At 48.0% G+C, this 20,612-nt stretch carries 27 protein-coding genes; 26 read left to right on the top strand and 1 reads right to left on the bottom strand.

The annotated features are described in order from the left end of the window. Positions 1–68 precede the first annotated feature (68 nt). The 17 genes from ylxM (at position 69) to CLOSYM_RS11530 (ending at position 10,785) form a co-directional block, all read left to right on the top strand. Complete coding sequence (gene ylxM, locus CLOSYM_RS11610; RefSeq protein WP_009298177.1) at positions 69–413, top strand: YlxM family DNA-binding protein; 345 nt, start codon at positions 69–71, stop codon at positions 411–413. 23 nt (positions 414–436) lie between these two features. Further along, entirely contained in the window at positions 437–1,801 is a 1,365-nt protein-coding gene (gene ffh, locus CLOSYM_RS11605; RefSeq protein ID WP_003506982.1) for a signal recognition particle protein, read from the top strand. Between the two features lie 65 nt (positions 1,802–1,866). Next, positions 1,867–2,106: a 30S ribosomal protein S16 gene (gene rpsP, locus CLOSYM_RS11600; RefSeq protein ID WP_003506984.1), complete on the top strand. Its 240-nt coding sequence runs from the start codon at positions 1,867–1,869 to the stop codon at positions 2,104–2,106. 21 nt (positions 2,107–2,127) lie between these two features. Then, positions 2,128–2,355 (top strand): KH domain-containing protein, encoded by a 228-nt coding sequence (locus tag CLOSYM_RS11595; RefSeq protein ID WP_003506987.1) that lies wholly within the window; start codon positions 2,128–2,130, stop codon positions 2,353–2,355. A 144-nt stretch (positions 2,356–2,499) separates the two neighbouring features. Then, complete coding sequence (gene rimM, locus CLOSYM_RS11590) at positions 2,500–3,012, top strand: ribosome maturation factor RimM (protein WP_003506988.1); 513 nt, start codon at positions 2,500–2,502, stop codon at positions 3,010–3,012. A 14-nt stretch (positions 3,013–3,026) separates the two neighbouring features. Next, positions 3,027–3,755 (top strand): tRNA (guanosine(37)-N1)-methyltransferase TrmD, encoded by a 729-nt coding sequence (gene trmD / locus CLOSYM_RS11585; protein ID WP_009298178.1) that lies wholly within the window; start codon positions 3,027–3,029, stop codon positions 3,753–3,755. An 80-nt stretch (positions 3,756–3,835) separates the two neighbouring features. After that, positions 3,836–4,357: a hypothetical protein gene (locus CLOSYM_RS11580; RefSeq protein WP_242828673.1), complete on the top strand. Its 522-nt coding sequence runs from the start codon at positions 3,836–3,838 to the stop codon at positions 4,355–4,357. A gap of 176 nt (positions 4,358–4,533) precedes the next feature. After that, complete coding sequence (gene rplS / locus CLOSYM_RS11575) at positions 4,534–4,881, top strand: 50S ribosomal protein L19 (RefSeq protein ID WP_003506999.1); 348 nt, start codon at positions 4,534–4,536, stop codon at positions 4,879–4,881. A gap of 75 nt (positions 4,882–4,956) precedes the next feature. Then, complete coding sequence (lepB, locus tag CLOSYM_RS11570) at positions 4,957–5,511, top strand: signal peptidase I (RefSeq protein WP_181900360.1); 555 nt, start codon at positions 4,957–4,959, stop codon at positions 5,509–5,511. Between the two features lie 12 nt (positions 5,512–5,523). After that, complete coding sequence (ylqF, locus tag CLOSYM_RS11565; protein ID WP_004462410.1) at positions 5,524–6,378, top strand: ribosome biogenesis GTPase YlqF; 855 nt, start codon at positions 5,524–5,526, stop codon at positions 6,376–6,378. Positions 6,379–6,436: 58 nt separating this feature from the next. Beyond that, positions 6,437–7,096 carry a ribonuclease HII gene (locus CLOSYM_RS11560; RefSeq protein WP_009298180.1) on the top strand — a complete coding sequence of 220 codons (660 nt, stop codon included), beginning with the start codon at positions 6,437–6,439 and terminating at the stop codon, positions 7,094–7,096. Next, entirely contained in the window at positions 7,083–7,451 is a 369-nt protein-coding gene (locus tag CLOSYM_RS11555) for a YraN family protein (protein ID WP_003507010.1), read from the top strand. The genes CLOSYM_RS11560 and CLOSYM_RS11555 overlap by 14 nt, the downstream gene beginning before the upstream one ends. Positions 7,452–7,476: 25 nt before the next feature. Then, complete coding sequence (gene pgeF, locus CLOSYM_RS11550; RefSeq protein ID WP_021642249.1) at positions 7,477–8,334, top strand: peptidoglycan editing factor PgeF; 858 nt, start codon at positions 7,477–7,479, stop codon at positions 8,332–8,334. 191 nt (positions 8,335–8,525) lie between these two features. Further along, positions 8,526–8,732, top strand: coding sequence for an alpha/beta-type small acid-soluble spore protein (locus CLOSYM_RS11545; protein ID WP_003507014.1), 207 nt, complete (start codon positions 8,526–8,528; stop codon positions 8,730–8,732). Between the two features lie 380 nt (positions 8,733–9,112). Next, positions 9,113–9,673 (top strand): 16S rRNA (guanine(966)-N(2))-methyltransferase RsmD, encoded by a 561-nt coding sequence (rsmD, locus tag CLOSYM_RS11540; RefSeq protein WP_021642247.1) that lies wholly within the window; start codon positions 9,113–9,115, stop codon positions 9,671–9,673. A gap of 2 nt (positions 9,674–9,675) precedes the next feature. Next, complete coding sequence (gene coaD, locus CLOSYM_RS11535) at positions 9,676–10,176, top strand: pantetheine-phosphate adenylyltransferase (protein WP_003507018.1); 501 nt, start codon at positions 9,676–9,678, stop codon at positions 10,174–10,176. 15 nt (positions 10,177–10,191) lie between these two features. Next, a complete protein-coding gene (locus tag CLOSYM_RS11530; protein WP_003507021.1) occupies positions 10,192–10,785 on the top strand; it encodes a hypothetical protein in 594 nt (197 codons plus the stop codon). On the opposite strand, the gene CLOSYM_RS11525 is transcribed toward CLOSYM_RS11530, so the two are convergent. Next, positions 10,763–11,680, bottom strand: a complete 918-nt coding sequence (locus CLOSYM_RS11525) for a nucleoside recognition domain-containing protein (RefSeq protein ID WP_044902381.1) — start codon at positions 11,678–11,680, stop codon at positions 10,763–10,765. The genes CLOSYM_RS11530 and CLOSYM_RS11525 overlap by 23 nt on opposite strands. A 52-nt stretch (positions 11,681–11,732) precedes the next feature. On the opposite strand from CLOSYM_RS11525, the gene CLOSYM_RS11520 reads away from it, so the two are divergent. The 9 genes from CLOSYM_RS11520 to CLOSYM_RS11480 all read left to right on the top strand — a co-directional run bounded on the left by CLOSYM_RS11520 (position 11,733) and on the right by CLOSYM_RS11480 (position 20,573). After that, entirely contained in the window at positions 11,733–12,536 is an 804-nt protein-coding gene (locus CLOSYM_RS11520) for a M23 family metallopeptidase (RefSeq protein WP_003507026.1), read from the top strand. A 120-nt stretch (positions 12,537–12,656) separates the two neighbouring features. After that, positions 12,657–14,063: an RsmB/NOP family class I SAM-dependent RNA methyltransferase gene (locus CLOSYM_RS11515; RefSeq protein ID WP_004462418.1), complete on the top strand. Its 1,407-nt coding sequence runs from the start codon at positions 12,657–12,659 to the stop codon at positions 14,061–14,063. Then, on the top strand, positions 14,063–14,797 hold the full coding sequence (locus tag CLOSYM_RS11510; RefSeq protein WP_003507031.1) for a pseudouridine synthase: 735 nt from the start codon (positions 14,063–14,065) through the stop codon (positions 14,795–14,797). The genes CLOSYM_RS11515 and CLOSYM_RS11510 overlap by 1 nt, the downstream gene beginning before the upstream one ends. A gap of 87 nt (positions 14,798–14,884) precedes the next feature. Continuing rightward, positions 14,885–15,571 carry an HAD family hydrolase gene (locus CLOSYM_RS11505; RefSeq protein WP_003507033.1) on the top strand — a complete coding sequence of 229 codons (687 nt, stop codon included), beginning with the start codon at positions 14,885–14,887 and terminating at the stop codon, positions 15,569–15,571. 14 nt (positions 15,572–15,585) lie between these two features. Further along, complete coding sequence (locus tag CLOSYM_RS11500; RefSeq protein ID WP_009298184.1) at positions 15,586–17,541, top strand: YgiQ family radical SAM protein; 1,956 nt, start codon at positions 15,586–15,588, stop codon at positions 17,539–17,541. Between the two features lie 6 nt (positions 17,542–17,547). Further along, complete coding sequence (locus CLOSYM_RS11495) at positions 17,548–18,357, top strand: SDR family NAD(P)-dependent oxidoreductase (protein WP_003507036.1); 810 nt, start codon at positions 17,548–17,550, stop codon at positions 18,355–18,357. A gap of 35 nt (positions 18,358–18,392) precedes the next feature. Further along, on the top strand, positions 18,393–18,962 hold the full coding sequence (locus CLOSYM_RS11490) for a hypothetical protein (RefSeq protein WP_003507038.1): 570 nt from the start codon (positions 18,393–18,395) through the stop codon (positions 18,960–18,962). Between the two features lie 32 nt (positions 18,963–18,994). Further along, positions 18,995–19,996, top strand: coding sequence for an RluA family pseudouridine synthase (locus CLOSYM_RS11485; protein WP_021642242.1), 1,002 nt, complete (start codon positions 18,995–18,997; stop codon positions 19,994–19,996). Between the two features lie 40 nt (positions 19,997–20,036). After that, complete coding sequence (locus CLOSYM_RS11480; protein WP_004462427.1) at positions 20,037–20,573, top strand: Holliday junction resolvase RecU; 537 nt, start codon at positions 20,037–20,039, stop codon at positions 20,571–20,573. Positions 20,574–20,612 lie beyond the last annotated feature (39 nt).

Below are 20,612 nucleotides of genomic sequence, written 5' to 3'. Positions count from 1 at the left end.
TATAGGGTGTAAAGAAAAAACACTTGACACCCTATAAAACCTGTTGTATGATAAGTCAGGTGATTGAAATGGAAAAAATTGTAGAGCAGGGTCTTTTATATGATTTTTACGGTGAATTGCTGACAGAGCACCAGAAGGCAATTTATGAAGATGTCGTGTTCAACGATTTGTCCCTGAGCGAGATTGCGAAAGAAAAAGGCATCAGCAGGCAGGGTGTCCATGATATGATTAAAAGGTGCGACAGGATACTGAACGGATACGAAGAGAAGCTGGGACTCGTCGGGAAGTTCCTTAAGACCAGGGAACTGGTGGAGGAGATTAACACCCTCACCTGTGAATTCCTTGAGACGGAGGACAAGGCGGTTATTGAGCAGATTGGACGTATCTCCAACGATATTCTGAAACTGGTGTAAATCTACTTTAACGGAGGGTTTAAATGGCTTTTGAGAGCTTGGCAGACAAACTGCAGAATGTATTTAAAAACCTGACGGGAAAAGGACGCTTATCGGAAGCAGACGTCAAGGCGGGACTTAAGGAAGTGAAGATGGCTCTCCTCGAAGCGGATGTCAGCTTTAAAGTAGTAAAACAGTTTATCAATTCTGTACAGGAACAGGCGGTCGGAACCGATGTGCTGAACGGCCTGCATCCGGGACAGATGGTAATAAAGATTGTCAATGACGAACTCGTGAAACTGATGGGTTCCGAGATGACGGAGATTGCTTTAAAACCCAGCAATGAGATCACGGTTATCATGATGGCCGGCCTACAGGGCGCCGGTAAGACGACGACCACGGCCAAGATAGCGGGCAAGCTGAAGGCAAAGGGCAGAAATCCTCTTTTGGCGGCCTGTGACGTGTACCGTCCTGCGGCGGTTGAACAGCTGCAGAAGAATGGAGAGAAGCAGGGAGTCCCGGTTTTTTCCATGGGTACGGGCCATAAACCGGTCAATATTGCGAAGGCAGCCATAGAGCATGCTTCAAAGAATGGCCACAATGTGGTGATTATCGATACCGCAGGACGTCTTCATATCGACGAGGATATGATGAACGAGCTGGTTGAGATTAAGGAGAACGTGGACGTATACCAGACACTTCTCGTAGTGGACGCCATGACCGGCCAGGATGCGGTCAATGTAGCCGGAATGTTTAACGACAAGATTGGCATTGACGGCGTGATTCTGACCAAGATGGACGGAGATACGAGAGGCGGTGCGGCGCTTTCCATTAAAGCAGTGACAGGCAAGCCGATTATCTACGTCGGTATGGGAGAGAAGCTTTCCGATTTAGAGCAGTTCTATCCTGACAGGATGGCATCCAGGATTCTCGGTATGGGCGATGTATTATCAATTATTGATAAGGCCGCAGCCGTGATGGATGAAGAAAAAGCAAAAGAACTCAGCAAAAAGATTAAAAAGGCCGAGTTTGACTATAATGATTTTCTGGATCAGATGCGCCAGATTAAGCAGATGGGCGGCATGTCCAGCATTCTGACGATGATGCCTGGCATGAACCAGCTTAAGGGCGTGGATCTGGACGGCAATGAGAAGGCGATGGACAGAGTCGAGGCGATTATCCTCTCCATGACGGATGAGGAGAGAAGGAACCCGGATCTCATCAATCCTTCCAGAAAAAAACGGATTGCGAACGGCGCAGGCGTTGACATTGCCGAGGTAAACCGGATGGTAAAGCAGTTTGGTGAGATGAAGAAGATGATGAAGCAGCTTCCCGGAATGATGGGGGGAGGCAAACGCCGCGGAGGCGGCCTGGGCGGAATGTTCGGTAAGATGAAATTTCCGTTCTGATTAAGAGTTAGTATGATGCGAAACGCATTGTCTATACAGCATTAACCTAAGGAGGTGAAAGAAAAATGGTAAAGATGAGACTGAAAAGAATGGGTCAGAAGAAGGCTCCTTTCTATAGAATTGTTGTTGCAGATTCCAGATCTCCAAGAGATGGAAGATTCATCGAGGAAATTGGTTACTATGATCCTAACACAGAGCCAAGCACAATCAAGATCGATGAGGAAGCAGCTAAGAAGTGGTTATCTACAGGTGCTCAGCCAACCGAAACTGTTGGTAAACTTTTAAAAATCGCCGGAATCCAGTAATGTCCTGTGAGGTGAATTGGTATGAAAGAATTAGTAGAAGTTATCGCAAAAGCACTGGTTGAAAACCCAGACGAAGTTGCAGTTACGGAATCGGTAAAGGATGACGAGATTGTAGTTGAGCTTAAGGTTGCCGCTTCCGACATGGGAAAGGTAATCGGCAAGCAGGGACGCATTGCTAAGGCAATCCGTTCCGTTGTCAAAGCAGCAGCTTCCAAAGATGATAAAAAAGTTATTGTAGAGATTCAGTAACGTAAAAGCCGCCGGCCTGCAGGGGAAGACGGCTTTTCTTAATTGACGGCGGCGACCGGTGCGCGGAGCGTCCAGGTTATCGCCGGCCGGCAAAAGATGCCGCGTGCAGCGGCTTCCAGAGGCAGTGAAAGGACAGGAAATAGGATGGAACAGTTTCTCAGGGTGGGTGTTATCTCCTCCACCCATGGAATCAAGGGGGAAGTCAAGGTATTTCCCACAACAGATGATGTGAACCGATATAAGGATTTAAAGGAAGTCTTTCTCGATACGGGAAAGGGAAGAATCCTGATGGAGCTTGAGCAGGTTAAGTTCCACAAAAATATGGTGATAGTCAAATTTAAGGGCTATGATAATATTAATGATATTGAAATGTATAAAGGAAAAGATCTTCTTATTTCAAGGGAGCATGCGGTCAGTCTCGCTCCGGATGAGAATTTCATCATAGATTTGATCGGCCTTAAGGTGGTGACGGATGAGGGGAAAGACTTTGGAACGGTAAAGGATATCCTCCAGACCGGAGCGAACGATGTCTATGTGATAGACGGAAACGATGGAAAGGAATATCTGTTCCCATCAATTAAGGAGTGCATTCTGGATGTAAATCTGGAGGAGGGGAAGGTTACGGTCCATATCCTGGACGGCCTTCTGGACCTGTAAGGAGTATATTATTTATGAATTTTCACATTCTTACTTTATTTCCCGAGATGGTAACGGGCGGCCTGAACACAAGCATTACCGGGCGTGCCATGGAGAAGGGCCTGATATCGGTGGAGGCCGTCAATATCCGGGATTATTCCACCGACAAGCACCGGCATGTCGACGATTATCCTTACGGCGGCGGAGCCGGCATGGTGATGCAGCCGGGGCCTGTTTATGCGGCCTGCGAGGATCTTGAACGAAAGATTGGAAAGAAGCCGAGAGTCATCTACCTGACTCCTCAGGGCAGGGTCTTTAACCAGAAAATCGCAGAAGAACTGGCTTCGGAGGAAGAGCTTGTGTTTCTCTGCGGCCATTACGAGGGAATTGATGAACGTGTACTGGAACTTGTCGTGACGGATTATCTCTCCATCGGCGACTATGTGCTCACCGGAGGCGAACTGCCGGCCATGGTAATGATAGACTGTATCTCAAGGCTGGTGCCGGGCGTGCTGAATAACGACGTATCGGCGGAATTTGAGTCCTTCCACGATAACCTCCTGGAATACCCCCAGTATACGAGACCGGAAGAATTCATGGGAAAGAAGGTTCCGGAGGTGCTTCTGTCGGGGCATCACAAAAATATAGAAACATGGCGGCGTAGGAAGTCCATCGAACGGACACTGGAGCGCCGGCCGGAGCTTCTTGAGGATGCGGCGCTGTCCAAGGAAGAGGCGGAGTATCTGAAGAGTTTAATGAATTGAAGGTGAGGAAATATTTTACGGCCACTACGCGGCTGGAAAAAGCAGAGAGCGGAAAATTGAAATTTACAGGGGGAATGAAAATGATGCAGAAACAAACAAAATATAGATTATGTGAAACGCTGTGTATACTTGTTCTGACATTTTCACTTTCCGGTTGTACGAAAAACATGGCAGATACTATCAGTACCACCGAAATTAACGGACAGGATATGGAAGTTGAATTTTCTGAAAGTAATGAAAATAAAGTATGGACGGAAGAAGAAATAAAGAGTAAATTTTCTGACCGGTTTAATCAGGATAAACACTTAGAAATTGTGGATTACGAAGTTGTTTCCGATAATGCATATGAGCGAATTGGCGCCGTTTTGTTGAAAGACAGAGATACGGGAGCTGCTGAAGTGGCATTTATCGACAATGAGGGGGATTTTCAAAAGCTGGGTATTTCTGCTGAACTTGCACCTGAGCCAGAGTTTACGTATATAGGAAATGGAGTTGTTTCATTCAAATTACTGACGGTAGAGGGGACCCTATATACATGCGAAGTTAGTTTTACAAAAGAAAATGATGAAATAAAATTTGTAGTAAATGAAATTTTTGATTAAATAGCAAGAAGGAACAATGGCAGTTCGTTCCGTGTAACAGCGTTTCGACCTGCTTAATTAAAATGCTTGCATTCTTTTGAAATATATGGTATCATAATAAACTGTGAAATAAAGAGATGGTCCTCTGTTACGAAGCGTATTAAGAACATCAAAGATTTTGAAGGAGGTTCACCAGGATGAACGAAATTATCAAGAATATCGAAGCTGCTCAGTTAAAAGAGACTGTTCCGAGCTTCAATGTAGGAGATACTGTAAGAGTATCTGCAAAAATCAAAGAGGGAAACCGTGAAAGAATTCAGGTTTTCGAGGGAACTGTTATTAAAAGACAGAACGGCGGTTTAAGAGAAACCTTCACTGTAAGAAAGAATTCCAACGGTGTAGGCGTAGAGAAGACATGGCCGTTACATTCTCCTGTTGTTGAGAACATTGAAGTTATCAGAAGAGGTAAAGTAAGAAGAGCAAAACTGAACTATTTAAGAGACAGAGTTGGTAAAGCTGCCAAAGTTAAAGAGTTAGTTAAATAATTCTTGAAAGAAAAGGGACAATGTATATTGTCCCTTTTTTAGCAGACAAAGTTTTTTGGCAGGCAGAGTGAAAGGATGCGAATGTATATAGACGAAGAAACCAGCCGTTTGAGGCTGATTGTAAACTGGATTGTCGATATAGTTGTCGTGATATCCGTTGCCTGGTTCATTGTCTTCTCGCTGGGGACACAGATTACAATGACGGGCCAATCGATGGATCCTGTTCTTTCACAGGATGAGGTTGTTTTGATGAACCGTCTTTCCGTCAGATTTGGTAAAATAAAACGGTTCGATATTGTTGTGTTTGAAAAGGAAGAAAATAAGTTTAATATCAGGAGAGTCGTAGGACTGCCAGGCGAAACGGTGCAGATTAAGGATGGTTTCCTGTATATTGACGATAAAAGAATAGATGCGGAAAACGGACTGGGACAGGCCGCCCTGGCAGGCCTTGCGGAGAATCCGGTGCTTCTTTCACAGGATGAGTACTTTCTCCTGGGAGATAACAGAGAGAACAGCGAGGACAGCCGTTTTGCCAGTGTGGGAAATGTGAAAAAAGGCCAGATTAAAGGTAAGGTCTGGCTCAGAATCCGTCCCTTACGCCATTTCGGGCTGATACGCCCGGTCACGTGAAAGGAGATTGAAATGAATATACAATGGTATCCAGGCCATATGACAAAGGCCAAAAGAGCCATGAAAGAAGATATTAAGCTGATTGATCTGGTAATTGAACTGGTGGATGCCAGAGTGCCTTTAGGCAGCCGGAATCCTGATATTGACGAGCTGGCAAAAAATAAGGGCAGGATTATCCTTTTAAATAAATCGGATTTGGCAGATGAGAGATATAATGAGAAGTGGACGGCCTGGTTTCAGGAGAAAGGCTTCCATGTAATTAAAGTTAATGCAAGATCCGGCATGGGACTGAAGCAGATTCAGCCGCTGGTACAGGAAGCCTGCCGGGAAAAGATAGAGCGTGACAGGAAGAGGGGAATATTAAACCGGCCTGTGCGCACCATGGTCGTCGGAATTCCCAATGTGGGAAAATCCACCTTCATTAATTCCTTTGCCGGCAAAGCATGTACAAAAACAGGTAATAAACCGGGTGTGACAAAAGGAAATCAGTGGATTCGCCTTAACAAGACTCTTGAGCTGTTAGACACGCCGGGAATCCTCTGGCCCCGTTTTGAGGATCAGGAAGTGGGGCTTAAGCTCGCTTTTATCGGTTCCATCAATGATGAAATTATCGACAAAGAGGAACTGGCGGCAGAACTGCTGAAATTCCTGATAAAGCATTACGGACGAAACTTAAATGAGCGTTACGGTATAGAGACAGAGGACCCCTATGAGGCGCTCAGGGAGGTAGCGCAGGCCCGTTCCTGCCTGCTTAAGGGAAACGAGCTGGATACGAAAAAAGCGGCCAATCTGCTGCTGGATGATTTCCGAAGCGGGAAGCTGGGCCGGATCACGTTGGAATTCCCGGAAGCCCCCGGAGAAAAATAAGAGGGAAGAGCGGGAAAACAGAATTAAGTATACGTATAAGACGGGAGACATACAAAAGATGAGAAAAATCAGCAGTGAGAAACTAGAACAGGAGCTTAAACGCCTGGAGCAGATGAGAGAATATGAACGTAAATACGAAGAGTATTCCGTTATCTGCGGAATTGACGAGGCAGGAAGGGGACCGCTTGCAGGTCCCGTCGTCGCGGCGGCTGCCGTTCTGCCAAAGGATGCTGTAATTCTCTGGCTGAATGATTCAAAAAAGCTTTCGGAGAGGCGGCGTGAGGAGCTGTTTCTGGAAATCCGGGAAAAAGCGGTGGCCTATGGCGTCGGAATTGTAAGCCCGGCAGTGATTGATGAGATTAATATTCTTCAGGCTACCTACGAGGCAATGCGGCAGGCTGTTTCGCAGCTGCCGGCCGAGCCGGACATATTTTTAAATGATGCCGTTATGATTCCGGGCATTGACGATAAAAAGCAGGTCAGGATTATCAAGGGAGATGCCAAGAGTGTGTCCATTGCCGCAGCCAGCGTTCTTGCCAAAGTAACAAGGGATCATATGATGGAAGAGTATGATAAGCTCTATCCTGAATATGGTTTTGCTAAACATAAAGGATATGGAACGAAAGCTCATATGGATGCAATACGGGAATTCGGCATGTGTCCGATCCACCGCAGAAGCTTTCTGACAAAGATGGATTTGAAGAATGAGACGCAGTAAAAATAAAAAGAATAACAGGGAGACAGGCAGCCGTCATGAATTACAGGCGGCTGCTTTCCTGACAGACCGGGGATATGTAATCCTGGAAAAAAATTACCGCTGCCGTACAGGAGAGATCGATTTGATTGCAAAAGACGGCGGCTATCTTGTATTTGTCGAGGTTAAATTCAGGAGCAGCAAAGGGAGCGGAGATCCGGCGGAAGCCGTCGACGCAAAGAAAAAAAGCAGAATTGCAGGCGCGGCCAGATATTACCTGCTGACCCGCGGATATGGGGAGGAAACTCCCTGCCGTTTTGATGTAGTGGCGGTTCTGGAGGATGAGGTGCGTCTGATTCAGGATGCATTCTGGCTGTAGCCGGTTATTCTGCCGGGAGGAAACTATGACGCAGAAAATTATTAAAAAGACAGAAGAAACGGTACTGACCGTAAAAGAGAACAGAGGAGTTACTTATTTATCATTTCCCATCCTTGAAGATACAGGGCTGGTTTCCCATGCTTTTTCCACCCGTCTTGGCGGTGTGAGCAAGGGTGATTTCGCCACAATGAATTTCTCTTTCACAAGAGGTGACGACAGGGATGATGTGCTGGAAAATTACAGAAGAATGGCGGCGGCTCTGGGCGTGGACAGAGAACGCATGGTACTGACATGGCAGACTCACACAACTAATGTCAGGCGGGTGACAGAAGAGGATGAGGGGAAGGGGATTGTCAGAGACAGAGACTACAGGGATGTGGACGGCCTGATTACCGATATTCCCGGTATAACGCTGGTTACATTTTTTGCCGACTGTGTTCCGCTATATTTTTTAGATCCGGTACATAAAGCAATCGGCCTGTCTCATTCCGGCTGGCGCGGTACGGTAAAAAGAATGGGGCAGGTAACGGTTGATGCGATGAAGGAAGCATTCGGCACGCGGCCGGAGGATATCATTGCCTGTATCGGACCGAGTATCTGTGGGGATTGTTATGAAGTAGGAGAAGAAGTGGCAGATGAGTTTGCCGATGCTTTTCACGAAAAATATCATGATGTGATATTATTAAAAAAACAAAACGGAAAATATCAGCTTGACTTGTGGAAGGCTAATGAGATTGTTTTAAAAGAAGCGGGAATCAAAGGCGATAATCTGGCGGTGACCAATATCTGCACATATTGTAATCCCCAGCTTTTGTTTTCCCACAGAAGAACGGCTGAACGGCGCGGTAACCTTTGTGCATTTCTTTCATTGAAAGAAAAATAAACATCTGTTGTAAAGCATAAATGAATGCGGACTGATAGGTCAGGAAGGAAATTCCATTTGTACCAAAAGATATCAGAGTATTATTTCATCTGAGAGCCATAATAGGAGTGTAGCATAAATAACAGCCCATGAAACAAACACACAAACAATAACATGGGCACTAAAAAACAGATGAAAAGGAGGCGTTTATTATGTCTACTACAAACAACAACAACACAAACGTACCAGAAGCAAAGGAAGCTATGAACAGATTCAAAATGGAGGTTGCCAACGAACTTGGTGTGCCGTTAACAAACGGATACAATGGTAACTTAACATCTGCACAGAATGGTTCTGTAGGCGGATATATGGTTAAAAAGATGATCGAAGCTCAGGAAAGACAGATGGCAGGTAAATAAGTCAACTGACTTATAATTTCGAGAAATCTTGAATTTTTCGGCGAAGATACAGGGCTGCGGCAGATAGAATGCTGCCATTGCCCTGTATTTTTGCGTTATATATTGAGAATGGAGGACGCGGCCAAAACGGACCGGGGCCGGTGTGGTGAGGTATTTCTGAGTCTTCCGTCCCCGGATTGCAGGTTGCCGTAAGGGGGAATCCGGACGGAATGAATTGCTGCGGGGACCGTTTGCACTCATTGGAGTGCGCAGCGGTGCTATGCAAATCTCCACTGTGAGGATAAATTACAATAAAAGTGAGCTTATTCAGAAATACTGCTTGTATATAAATGAAATACATACTATAATATATAAGAAAAAAATTTTCGGGGAAAGAATCCATGCGTGTAATAGCAGGAAGCGCCAAGAGGCTGCTTTTAAAGACATTAGAAGGTAAGGATACAAGACCAACCACAGACAGAATTAAAGAAACCCTTTTTAACATGATGCAGAATGATGTTTATGGCTGCACTTTTTTAGATCTCTTCAGCGGCAGCGGAGCCATCGGTATCGAAGCGCTGAGCCGCGGAGCCGAAATGGCCGTAATGGTGGAACATAACCCCAGGGCTGCCCAGTGTATCCGGGAGAATCTGAAAATCACCCATCTGGAAGACAAGGCGACGGTAATGAACTGCGACGTGATTACGGCGCTGAAACGCCTTGAGGAAAGACAGCTTGTGTTTGATATAATTTTTATGGATCCGCCTTATAACCAATTGCTCGAGAAGGCTGTACTTGAATATCTGGCCCATTCAGCCCTTACCCACGCAGATACTCTTATTATCGCGGAGGCGTCCAGGGAGACCGGGATGGATTATCTTTCTGAGCTTGGCTTTGAGCTTGTACGCGAAAAAGAGTACAAGACCAACAAGCACCTATTCATTACCAAAGGAGAAAAGTAAGGATGAAGACAGCTATTTATCCGGGCAGCTTTGACCCGGTGACGCTCGGCCATTACGATATCATTGAGCGTTCTTCAAAAATTTTTGATAAACTGATCGTCGGAGTTTTAAATAATAGTGCAAAATCTCCGTTGTTTTCTGTCGAAGAACGTGTTAATATGTTAAAAGACGTAACTTCCCATTTTCCCAATGTGGAGGTACAGTCTTTTGCCGGCCTTCTGATTGATTTTGTTCGCAGCAATGATGCGAATGTGATTGTCAGGGGACTGCGCGCTATCACGGATTTTGAGTATGAACTGCAGCTTGCGCAGATGAACAGGGTCATTGCACCCGAGATAGACACACTGTTCCTGACAACCAACCTTAAATATGCATATTTAAGTTCCAGCATGGCGAAGGAAGTCGCCATGTACGGCGGGGATATTTCCTCTTTCCTGTCGCCGGAGATTGCTGAAAAGGTGAGAGAAAAGTATGCGGCCCAGGCTGGGCAGAGGAGCGAATAAGTAAGGAGAAAGACTATGAGCAGAATTGAACAGATCATTACAGAGATTGAAGATTATATCGACAGTTGTAAGTATCAGCCGCTGTCCAATGCAAAGATTCTTGTTAATAAAGAAGAGATTGAGGAGTTGCTTGTAGAGCTTCGATTAAGGATACCGGAAGAGATTAAGAAGTATCAGAAGATTATAAGCAATCAGGATGCCATTCTTCAGGAAGCCCGTTCCCAGGCCGATGCCATGGTGGCCGAGGCAACGGCGCAGACGAACGAGCTGGTGAATGAGCATGAGATTATGCAGAGGGCATACTCCGAGGCCAACAGCATTATTGAGCAGGCTAACGCACAGGCACAGGCCATTGTGGACAGCGCTGTGATTGAAGCCAACAATATCCGCCAGAGTTCCGTGCAGTATACGGACGATATGCTGCGCAGTCTCCAGACCATTATCAAACACTCCATGGAAGGAGCGCAGGGACGTTTTGACGGCTTTATGAACTCCATGCAGTCCAGCTATGATATCGTATCCTCAAACCGCAACGAGCTGGCAGGCAGCGTTGTGACGGAGCTGGAAGACAACGGAGAGGCCGCGGCTACAGAGATGACAGCAGAATAAGGATAGTACAGGAGAGGGCCGCGTGAAGCAGTTTCCACAGTACATAATGCCGGATGGAGAGTCCGGCATTTTTTATAACCGTATTTGTCTGCGATACGCCGGACAGGCCGCCGAAGACGGCGGAGAATAGGATTGCCAGGGCGGCGGGCAATCCGGACATTGTCCGGGAGACAGCATCAATCCCCGTCGTCATTTCCACAAATCCGGTCAGAAGCGGCTTTACTGATTCCGGGAGTACGGAGGATTCGCAGATAAAGCCTGCCAGAATGGAATACAGCATGATATATCCGCCGATTTTGACCATAATCTCCAGGGAAGCCATCATGATTTCATCAAATGGCCTGCCGTCAGGAGCGGCATTGCAGGTGACCGGCAAAGGAGAGGGGAGAGCTTTTTTTCTTTCCCTGTAAAAGAGCTGTACAAGAAAGCCGTTGATTATGACCGGGAGATAGACGGCTGCTGCGATAAAAAGGAAAGGAACCGTACCGTCCAGGTGAGAATGTATGTAACCGGCGACGAACATGGGGCTGGGACAGCCGGCTATGGCCAGAAGTCTTTTTCCCTCGTTGCTTGATATGCTGCCGTCACGGACAAAATCGGCAGTTGTTTTTGCGCCCATGGGATAACCGCATAACAGTCCGGACATCAGAGCATAGCTTCCCTTATCAGAGAGGCCCAGGAGCCTGAACAGCGGTGCAAACGGCCGTGTGATAAGGGGAACTCCGCCCCAGGCCACGAGAAGGCTTGAGCAGAGCATGAACGGCAGAAGTGTGGGGAGAACCACGTTAAACCATAGAAGAAGCCCGGATTTAGCCCCGTCAAAGGCAAGGGCGGGGCGCATCAGCAGCAGAATCAGGATTAAAACCGGGATTACCGGCAGGATGGATTTTTTCATAAGAGTCCGAATAGAATGTTTTATATAATATATGTCCGGAAGCGATTCTCTTATGTTCATTATATTCCTTCTTTTACTATCCGTTTTTAACACAACCATGTTTCACTGGCTTGGGCAGAATCCCGGATTTTACCAGTTGAACGCCTATACATGGGAGAGCGACGACTTTCGCAGCATGAAGCTGGGGGCGGCTGTCGCCGGCCAGGATTATGTGGATTATGACCAGATTACATCTCTGATGCTGGAGCATGAATTTGATTTGACAGACTGCAGGGATCTGACGTATCATAACAGCATGGCTCTGATCCAAAAACCGGCGGCTTATAAGAAACTGTCCGGAGCGTATGAAGTGATTTTAAAAGACTTGAAGTATTTTCCTGTGCCGGAGAGCACGAGAGCCGGCACTCCGTTTCCCGTATATGAAGACAGCTGGAAGCAGAAGCGCACCTACGGCGGAGAACGGGGGCATGAGGGCTGCGATATAATGGGCACGGAGCGGGAGCGCGGTTTCTATCCGGTAATCAGCATCAGCGACGGTACGGTGGAAAAGATTGGCTGGCTGGAACAGGGCGGATGGAGAATCGGTATCAGGACAGAGTCCGGAGCCTACCTCTATTATGCACACCTGTATTCGTATGCCCCGGATCTGAAACAGGGAGATAAGGTAAAGGCCGGCAGCCTTCTCGGTTATATGGGGGATTCCGGCTATGGCAAACAGGAGAACACAGTTGGCAATTTTGCCGTACATCTGCATCTTGGCATCTATATCCGTACGGATCATTATGAGGAGCTGAGTGTTAATCCCTATTGGATTTTAAAATATCTTGAAAAATATAAATTAAAATATAATTACTAAGCGTAACAGTTCAGACAGGCATGAACTGTTACACTGAAGCAGCTTTGGCAGATTGTTATTTTGAGGTGAGTTACGATGCCGACGGCTGCCGGACAATGACGGATAAAAGGAGTTTACACATTGGACTACAGAGAACTGCCGAGCGATTATTTAGAAAAGATGAAAAAGCTGCTGAAAGAAGAGTTTGAGGATTATCTGACCTGTTTTTCGGAACCGCCCCATTACGGCCTCCGGGTAAACCGGCTCAAATGCACGCCGGAGCAATTTGCGGCGGAATGCGGCTGGAAACTGACACAAATTCCCTGGGCCGGTGATGGATTTTATTATGACCGGGATTTAAAGCCGGCCAGACATCCGTGGTATTTTGCAGGGCTTTATTATCTGCAGGAGCCAAGCGCCATGGCTCCCGCATCACTTCTTCCGGTGGAGCCGGGAGACAAGGTTCTGGACCTCTGCGCCGCACCGGGGGGAAAGAGCACCGAACTGGCGGCAAAGCTCCAGGGTGAGGGACTGCTTTTTTCCAATGACATCAGCAATTCCAGGGCAAAAGCGCTGTTAAAGAATCTGGAGCTTGCCGGGGCAGGCAATATCTGTGTCTCGAGTGAGACGCCTGAAAAACTGGCCCGATATTTTGAAGGATTCTTCGATAAAATCCTGGTCGATGCTCCCTGTTCCGGAGAAGGGATGTTCCGGCGCGACGGCGATATGGTGAAAAGCTACAGCCAAAAAGGCCCGGAGTATTACAGCCGTATCCAGTACGAAATCGTTTCGGAAGCCGTCAAAATGCTGCGGCCCGGCGGTATGATGCTCTATTCAACGTGTACGTTTGATGAGGAAGAGAACGAGGGTACGATCCGGCGTCTGCTTAAAGAGCATGATGATTTGCATCTGGTGCCACTGGAAAAACAGGATGGCTTTCAGCCCGGAATCGGACTTTCCGAGTGCGTCAGGCTCTTTCCCCATAAAATAAGGGGAGAGGGACATTTTATAGCGCTCCTTAAAAAGGATGGACGCAGTTGCGGTTCGGAAGAGGACGGAGGCAGAAGCAGGAAAGCGCCGGTGCCTTTGGCCGCCCCGGCTAAGTGGACAAAGGAATGGGAGCCGGTCCGTGAGTTTCTGGCCCTGACACACAGGGAATGGGAGCCCGGCCGTCTGTATCATGTCAATGAGACAATATATTACCTGCCGGAGCCTCTCTCTGGTGCCGGAGCGCCTTATCTTAAGAAAGTGAGATATCTCAGGACAGGCCTTCTGCTGGGGGAACTTAAGAAGGGCAGGTTTGAGCCGTCGCAGGCTCTTGCCATGTATTTGAAGAAAGAAGAATTTACCGACACGTTTGACATGAGTTCGGAGGACGGACGCGTAATACGCTATCTGAAAGGAGAGACGGTTCAGCTTTCCGAGGAGGAGACAACGCAGAGCAGGGGATGGTGTCTTGTCTGCGCGGACGGTCATCCGCTGGGGTTTGCAAGACGTCAGAACGGTATTTTGAAGAACAAATATTATCCCGGATGGAGGTGGCAGTGATGGCGGGAATGATAAGGCTTGACAAGTTTCTGGCCGAGATGAAGAAGGGAACCAGAAGCCAGGTAAAGGAGGCGGTTCGGAAAGGACGGGTCACCGTGGACGGTGCAGTCTGCCGCAGCTCCGATTTCAAATTCGATCCGGAGGTTTCCGGCGTCTGCATGGACGGAGAGCCGGTTTCCTATGCCAGGATGGAATATTTCATGCTGAATAAGCCGCAGGGCGTGGTTTCGGCGACGGAGGACAACCTGCATCCGACTGTGATCTCCCTGATTGGAGATGCAAAGCGAAAGGATCTGTTTCCCGTAGGCAGGCTGGATATTGATACGGAGGGACTTCTTCTCATTACGAACGACGGGAAGCTGGCCCATGAACTGCTTTCTCCGAAAAAGCATGTGGACAAGGTTTACTTTGCGAAGGTTAAGGGAACACTGAGAGAGGATATTGTGCAGGCGTTTGCGGGCGGGATAACGCTGGCAGACCAAACCACTGTACTTCCGGCAGAACTTCTGATAGAATCTTCTTATGAAGAAGCCGGCGAACCGGTCTGTGAGGCAAGGCTCACAATTCATGAGGGGAAATTCCACCAGGTTAAAAGGATGTTTGAGGCAGCCGGAGGTCAGGTTGTCTTTTTAAAACGTCTTTCCATGGGCCCCCTGACACTGGATCCGAAGCTGAAACCGGGTGAGAGCCGTCTTCTGACCGGGAAAGAGATTAAGGCGCTGGGGCGTGTATGAAAATTTATTCCCACAAAGAGAACTCATATAACCCGTTCATGCTGTCTGAACGGTTACGAAATTTACGGATAAAGGAGTCTGCAATATATGTTAGAAGGAAAGAAAGCGGCAATATTTGATTTAGACGGGACGCTGGTGGATTCCATGTGGATGTGGAAGGCTATCGACATCGAATTTCTTGGGCGGTACGGCTATGGCTGCCCGGATGACTTACAGAGGGCAATCGAAGGGATGAGCTTTTCCGAGACAGCCGCTTATTTTAAGGAACGCTTTTCACTCCCGATGGAGCTGAATGAAATAAAAGATATCTGGATCCGGATGTCGATTGATAAATACCGTCATGAGGTGCCGCTGAAAACAGGGGCTAAAGCCTTTTTAAACGAGCTGAAAGGCCGTGGCTTCAAGCTTGGGATTGCCACCAGCAACGGCCGTGATATGGTGGACGCCGTGCTGGGCTCCCTCCGGGTGGAACCGTATTTTGATGTTGTGACAACGGCCTGTGAGGTGGCATCGGGAAAGCCGTCTCCCGATATTTATCTGAAGGTTTCGGATACGCTTCAGGTGGCACCGCAGCAGTGTCTCGTGTTCGAGGATATACCGGCGGGTATACTGGCCGGAAAACGGGCCGGAATGACCGTCTGTGCGGTTGAGGATGAATTTTCACTCGATCTGAAAGAAGAGAAACAGTCAATGGCGGACTATTACATAAAAGATTACGACGAACTGCTCATGAGAGAGAAGATGAACCGGCATGACAGACCGTCGGTCAGATAATTGGAGAATATGGAATGATACATGATTATTTACCGATTTCCAGGGAAGATATGGAAAAACGGAACTGGGAGCAATGCGATTTTGTATATGTTACGGGGGACGCCTACGTGGATCATCCGTCCTTTGGGCATGCCATTATCAGCCGGATCCTGGAATCCCATGGCTATAAGGTGGGCATCATTGCCCAGCCGGACTGGAAGAACGCGGACAGTGTCCGGATTCTGGGAGAGCCGAGGCTGGGGTACCTGGTGTCGGCCGGGAACATGGATTCCATGGTGAATCATTATTCGGTTTCAAAAAAGAGACGGGCAAAGGATTCGTACACGCCGGGCGGAGAGATGGGGAAAAGGCCGGATTATGCCACGGTTGTCTACTGCAACCTGATCCGCTCTATTTCGAAAAAACCGATTATTATCGGTGGTATTGAGGCCAGTCTCAGGCGTCTGGCCCATTACGATTACTGGTCGGGAAAAATGAAACGTTCCATTCTGCTGGATTCGCAGGCGGATCTGCTATCCTACGGCATGGGGGAGCGCTCCATTGTGGAGATAGCCGATGCGCTGAACAGCGGCATCGATATCAGGGATATCACGTTTATTGACGGCACGGTTTACAGGGCGGAGTCCCTGGCATCGGTTTACGATGAAGTGATGCTGCCATCCTATAAGGAGCTGACGGCGGACAAGAAGGAATATGCAAAGAGCTTTTATACCCAGTACTGTAATACGGACGCCTTCTCGGGCAGAAGGCTGGTTGAGCCGTACGGAGAGCATCTTTATGTGGTGCAGAATCCGGCGGCCAGGCCACTGAGTGAAGAAGAGATGGATGATGTTTACGCCCTTCCTTATATGCGGAACTATCACCCGTCCTATGAGGCGGCAGGCGGCATTCCGGCCATAACGGAGGTAAAGTTCAGCCTGATCAGTAACCGCGGCTGCTTCGGCGGCTGCAGTTTTTGCGCCCTTACCTTCCATCAGGGCAGGATTGTCCAGACGCGGAGCCATGAGTCGATCGTTAATGAGGCCGAGCTGTTAACGAAAGAGCCTGATTTCAAAGGATATATTCACGATGTGGGCGGTCCCACGGCTAACTTCCGCCACCCTTCCTGTGAAAAGCAGATGAAGGCGGGGGTGTGTCCGGAAAAGCAGTGTCTTTTCCCGAAACCGTGCAGAAACTTAAATGCCGATCACAGCGATTATATTTCCCTGCTTAAAAAGCTGCGGGAGATTCCCAAAGTAAAGAAGGTCTTTATACGTTCCGGTATCCGTTTCGACTATCTGCTCGCAGATCCCGGCCATGCTTTTTTAAAGGAGCTTTGCGAGTACCATGTCAGCGGCCAGCTTAAAGTGGCTCCGGAGCATATTTCCGATAATGTACTGAAGAGGATGGGAAAACCGGAAAACAGCGTTTACCGCCGGTTTATGAAGGAATATGAGAAGATGAATGAGAAGCTGGGGAAGAAACAGTACCTCGTTCCGTATCTGATGTCCTCCCACCCCGGCTCTACCCTGACAGAAGCCGTGGAGCTGGCCGAATACCTGAGGGATCTCGGTTATATGCCGGAGCAGGTGCAGGATTTCTATCCCACGCCGTCCACGCTTTCGACCTGTATGTACTATACCGGTTATGATCCGCGGACCATGGAAAAGGTTTATGTACCGACAAATCCGCACGAGAAGGCGATGCAGAGAGCATTAATACAGTACAGAAATCCGAAAAATTATGAGCTGGTTGCCGAGGCCCTGAAAGCGGCGGGCAGAACCGATCTTATTGGTTTTGATAAAAAATGCCTGATCCGGCCGAGACAGACCGGGCAGTACGGCTACCAGAATTACAATAAGAAAAGGGCCGATGGGAAACCGGAGAGAAAAGCTGACGGCAGAGCAGGCAAAGGGCATGCCGGAAAATCAGCCGATAAGCCGGCCAGGAAAAAAACCATCAGGAATGTGCATAAAAAAGCAGGAAGGTGATATGGAATGAAAATTGCAATAGTGACAGGCGCATCTTCCGGCATGGGCCGGGAGACGGCAGTACAGCTGGCGGACCGCTTTGCCGGTTTTGGTGAAATCTGGCTGGTGGCCAGAAGGGAGGAGAGGCTTTCACAGCTCGAAGAGATTCTACCCGTGCCGGTCAGAAAATTTGCGATTGATCTCACGGACAGAGAACAGCTCGCAGAGCTTGAGACGGCCCTTCAAAATGAACAGCCTGATGTGAAGATACTGGTGAATGCCTCGGGATATGGAAAGATGGGGCGGGTCGGCAGCGTTTCGACGGAGGAGGAGACGGGGATGGTGCGCTTAAACTGTGAGGCGCTATGTGCCGTCACCCATATGGTGCTTCCCTATATGAGCAAAAACAGCAGAATTATACAGTATGCATCTTCGGCCTCTTTCCTTCCGCAGCCGGGCTTTGCCATCTATGCGGCGACAAAATCCTTTGTTTTAAGCTACAGCCTGGCGCTGGGGGAAGAATTGAAAGGCCGGGGAATCTGCGTTACGGCCGTCTGCCCCGGTCCGGTTAAGACCGAGTTTTTTGACATCGCTGAAACTACGGGGCGTATTCCGCTTTATAAGCGTCTTACAATGGCGGATCCGGTGAAAGTGGTCAAGCTTGCCATCCGGGACAGCCTGATGGGAAAACCTGTATCTGTGTATGGATTTCTTATGAAATCATTCCGACTGCTATGTAAAACAGTGCCGCACGGCGTGATACTGAAAATCATGTCCCGCATTTCAGGGAAGCAGGTGGAAAGCCCGGTTAATGCAGTTATCGATAAAACTCCGTAAAAGTCTGAACTGTTACGGGAGGAAAGGAAGACAAATTGAAGAAGATAAGGAAAGGTGAGTACGGCTACCGTACCAGCTTTAAGAAAAAACACATTTTTTTAATTTCAGTTCTGGCGGTGTTTATCATTGCACAGCTGGCGGCGCGCTACTTTACGGACAGCCAGGCGGTAAAGAACATCCTGACCGTTATGGCGATTGTTACGGTACTTCCGGCGGCAAATCTGGCTTCTCCTCTGGTCGCCATCATCAAATACAAAACTCCGTCAAAAGAGTTTTATGAGAAATATTCTGTTTACGAAGAGAAATTCCCCATGCTTTTTGACATGGTGCTGACGACGAAGGATTATGTACTTCCGATGGATGCGGTTGCCGTCCATCCGACCGGTATCTACGCATACTGCATTAATCCGAAAGTAAATATCCATGAGGCTGAAAAATCCTTAAATGAGATACTGGTTTCCCAGAGACTGGATCCGAACATGAAGATTACCGGAGAACTGAGTACCTTTGATAAAAGGCTTAAAAGCCTGAAACCGGTATCGGAATATGAGGATGACGGCAGTGTGGAATATGCGGTAAACACGATGAAAAGCCTGTGTATGTAGGAAAATGACAAGGCAGTGAGGAAGCAGGAGCGATGCAGGTTGTAAAAATAACGAAAAACGAAGCCGGCCAGAGGCTGGACAAGCTGCTGGCAAAGTATTTAAATCTGGCGGGAAAAAGTTTTATTTATAAGATGCTGAGGAAGAAAAATATCACACTCAACGGAAAAAAATGCGACGGTTCGGAGAAGCTTTCGGAGGGGGATGAGGTGAAACTGTTCCTCTCGGATGAGACAATAGAAAAATTTTCTGAGGTGAAAATCCAGAAGGTAAAAAAAAGAAAGCTGGATGTGGTTTACGAAGATGACGATATCATTCTGATTAATAAACCCTCCGGGATGCTTTCACAGAAAGCAAAGGAGACGGATGAATCCCTGGTGGAGTATCTGATTCAATACCTACTGGACGGCGGTAAGCTTACAAAGGAGGATATGAGGCAGTTTAAGCCCTCTGTCTGCAACCGCCTCGACCGCAATACAAGCGGTATAGTCATAGCCGGGAAATCACTGCCTGGCCTTCAGCTGATGTCGGAAGCGATCAAAGAGAGGACGATAGGGAAATATTATCTCTGTATCGTAAAGGGAAGCGTTGACGGGCCAAAGGAAATTGACGGGTATCTGAAAAAAAATGAGAAGACGAATCAGGTAACGGTATTGAAAGCGAATGAACTTTGCAGGGAGGATAAAGACGCGCTTCCCATCCGCACACAGTACCGGCCGCTCTGCAGCGACGGCCGCCATACGCTTTTGGAAGTAAAACTGATTACCGGACGTTCCCACCAGATAAGGGCGCATCTGGCCTCTATCGGCCATCCGATAGCCGGTGATTACAAGTATGGCGATCCGGCTGTCAACCGTGAAGCGAGGGATAAGTACGCAGTCCAATCCCAGATGCTGCATGCATGGCGGCTTGTGATGCCAAAAGAGCTGAGGGAGCCGCTGGCGGGTCTCGGAGGCCGGGAATTTACGGCAAAGCCACCGGAAGAATTTATGCGGATGGCAGCAGGGATGCCCGGATATGAGCGCTTCATCTCTTAGATAACAGAAGCAACAATAAACAGCAGGAGCAGAGTGAAGAATGGGAACCTGGAATACCAGAGGCCTCCGCGGTTCCACGCTGGAGGATCTAATCAATCATACAAACGACGGCTACCGTGAAAAAGGGCTGGCTCTGATTCAAAAGATACCGACGCCAATCACGCCGGTGAGTATTGAAAAAGAGAGCCGCCATATTACGATGGCTTATTTTGACCAGAAAAGCACCGTGGATTACATTGGCGCCGTTCAGGGCGTACCCGTCTGTTTTGACGCCAAGGAATGTGCGGTTTCCACATTTCCGCTCCAGAACGTCCATGCCCATCAGGTGGAGTTTATGAGAGAATTTGAGGCGCAGGGCGGCGTGGCCTTTATCATCCTTTATTTTACGTCAAAAGATGAGATGTATTATATTCCCTTCAGCGAACTTGACGCGTTCTGGTCCAGGATGCAGAAGGGCGGAAGGAAAAGCTTTACATATGAGGAACTGGATAAATCGTGGAAAATCAGAAGCTTCCGCGACATTTATGTCCACTATCTGGAGCCGCTTCAGAGAGACCTGGAGCTGAGGGACGATTAAAATGGAATTTAACTGAGGTTTGGAGGACGCGTCCGGAAC

This window comes from [Clostridium] symbiosum ATCC 14940 (assembly GCF_000466485.1).
Taxonomy (GTDB): Bacteria; Bacillota; Clostridia; order Lachnospirales; family Lachnospiraceae; genus Otoolea; species Otoolea symbiosa.
Note: the sequence above shows the minus strand (reverse complement) of the source record. Positions and strands in the feature narration are given on the sequence as shown.

Bases quoted from the DNA above. Each gene is read 5' to 3' on its own strand.
- CLOSYM_RS11545 (WP_003507014.1), top strand. From the start codon at position 8,526: ATGTCTACTACAAACAACAACAACACAAACGTACCAGAAGCAAAGGAA.
- ylxM (WP_009298177.1), top strand. From the start codon at position 69: ATGGAAAAAATTGTAGAGCAGGGTCTTTTATATGATTTTTACGGTGAA.
- CLOSYM_RS11485 (WP_021642242.1), top strand. From the start codon at position 18,995: ATGCAGGTTGTAAAAATAACGAAAAACGAAGCCGGCCAGAGGCTGGAC.
- rplS (WP_003506999.1), top strand. From the start codon at position 4,534: ATGAACGAAATTATCAAGAATATCGAAGCTGCTCAGTTAAAAGAGACT.
- CLOSYM_RS11510 (WP_003507031.1), top strand. From the start codon at position 14,063: ATGGCGGGAATGATAAGGCTTGACAAGTTTCTGGCCGAGATGAAGAAG.
- rpsP (WP_003506984.1), top strand. From the start codon at position 1,867: ATGGTAAAGATGAGACTGAAAAGAATGGGTCAGAAGAAGGCTCCTTTC.
- CLOSYM_RS11500 (WP_009298184.1), top strand. From the start codon at position 15,586: ATGATACATGATTATTTACCGATTTCCAGGGAAGATATGGAAAAACGG.
- CLOSYM_RS11595 (WP_003506987.1), top strand. From the start codon at position 2,128: ATGAAAGAATTAGTAGAAGTTATCGCAAAAGCACTGGTTGAAAACCCA.
- CLOSYM_RS11555 (WP_003507010.1), top strand. From the start codon at position 7,083: ATGAGACGCAGTAAAAATAAAAAGAATAACAGGGAGACAGGCAGCCGT.
- CLOSYM_RS11560 (WP_009298180.1), top strand. From the start codon at position 6,437: ATGAGAAAAATCAGCAGTGAGAAACTAGAACAGGAGCTTAAACGCCTG.
- coaD (WP_003507018.1), top strand. From the start codon at position 9,676: ATGAAGACAGCTATTTATCCGGGCAGCTTTGACCCGGTGACGCTCGGC.
- CLOSYM_RS11580 (WP_242828673.1), top strand. From the start codon at position 3,836: ATGATGCAGAAACAAACAAAATATAGATTATGTGAAACGCTGTGTATA.
- CLOSYM_RS11495 (WP_003507036.1), top strand. From the start codon at position 17,548: ATGAAAATTGCAATAGTGACAGGCGCATCTTCCGGCATGGGCCGGGAG.
- trmD (WP_009298178.1), top strand. From the start codon at position 3,027: ATGAATTTTCACATTCTTACTTTATTTCCCGAGATGGTAACGGGCGGC.
- ylqF (WP_004462410.1), top strand. From the start codon at position 5,524: ATGAATATACAATGGTATCCAGGCCATATGACAAAGGCCAAAAGAGCC.
- CLOSYM_RS11530 (WP_003507021.1), top strand. From the start codon at position 10,192: ATGAGCAGAATTGAACAGATCATTACAGAGATTGAAGATTATATCGAC.
- pgeF (WP_021642249.1), top strand. From the start codon at position 7,477: ATGACGCAGAAAATTATTAAAAAGACAGAAGAAACGGTACTGACCGTA.
- CLOSYM_RS11480 (WP_004462427.1), top strand. From the start codon at position 20,037: ATGGGAACCTGGAATACCAGAGGCCTCCGCGGTTCCACGCTGGAGGAT.
- rimM (WP_003506988.1), top strand. From the start codon at position 2,500: ATGGAACAGTTTCTCAGGGTGGGTGTTATCTCCTCCACCCATGGAATC.
- ffh (WP_003506982.1), top strand. From the start codon at position 437: ATGGCTTTTGAGAGCTTGGCAGACAAACTGCAGAATGTATTTAAAAAC.
- CLOSYM_RS11520 (WP_003507026.1), top strand. From the start codon at position 11,733: ATGTTCATTATATTCCTTCTTTTACTATCCGTTTTTAACACAACCATG.
- lepB (WP_181900360.1), top strand. From the start codon at position 4,957: ATGCGAATGTATATAGACGAAGAAACCAGCCGTTTGAGGCTGATTGTA.
- rsmD (WP_021642247.1), top strand. From the start codon at position 9,113: ATGCGTGTAATAGCAGGAAGCGCCAAGAGGCTGCTTTTAAAGACATTA.
- CLOSYM_RS11505 (WP_003507033.1), top strand. From the start codon at position 14,885: ATGTTAGAAGGAAAGAAAGCGGCAATATTTGATTTAGACGGGACGCTG.
- CLOSYM_RS11525 (WP_044902381.1), bottom strand. From the start codon at position 11,680: ATGAAAAAATCCATCCTGCCGGTAATCCCGGTTTTAATCCTGATTCTG.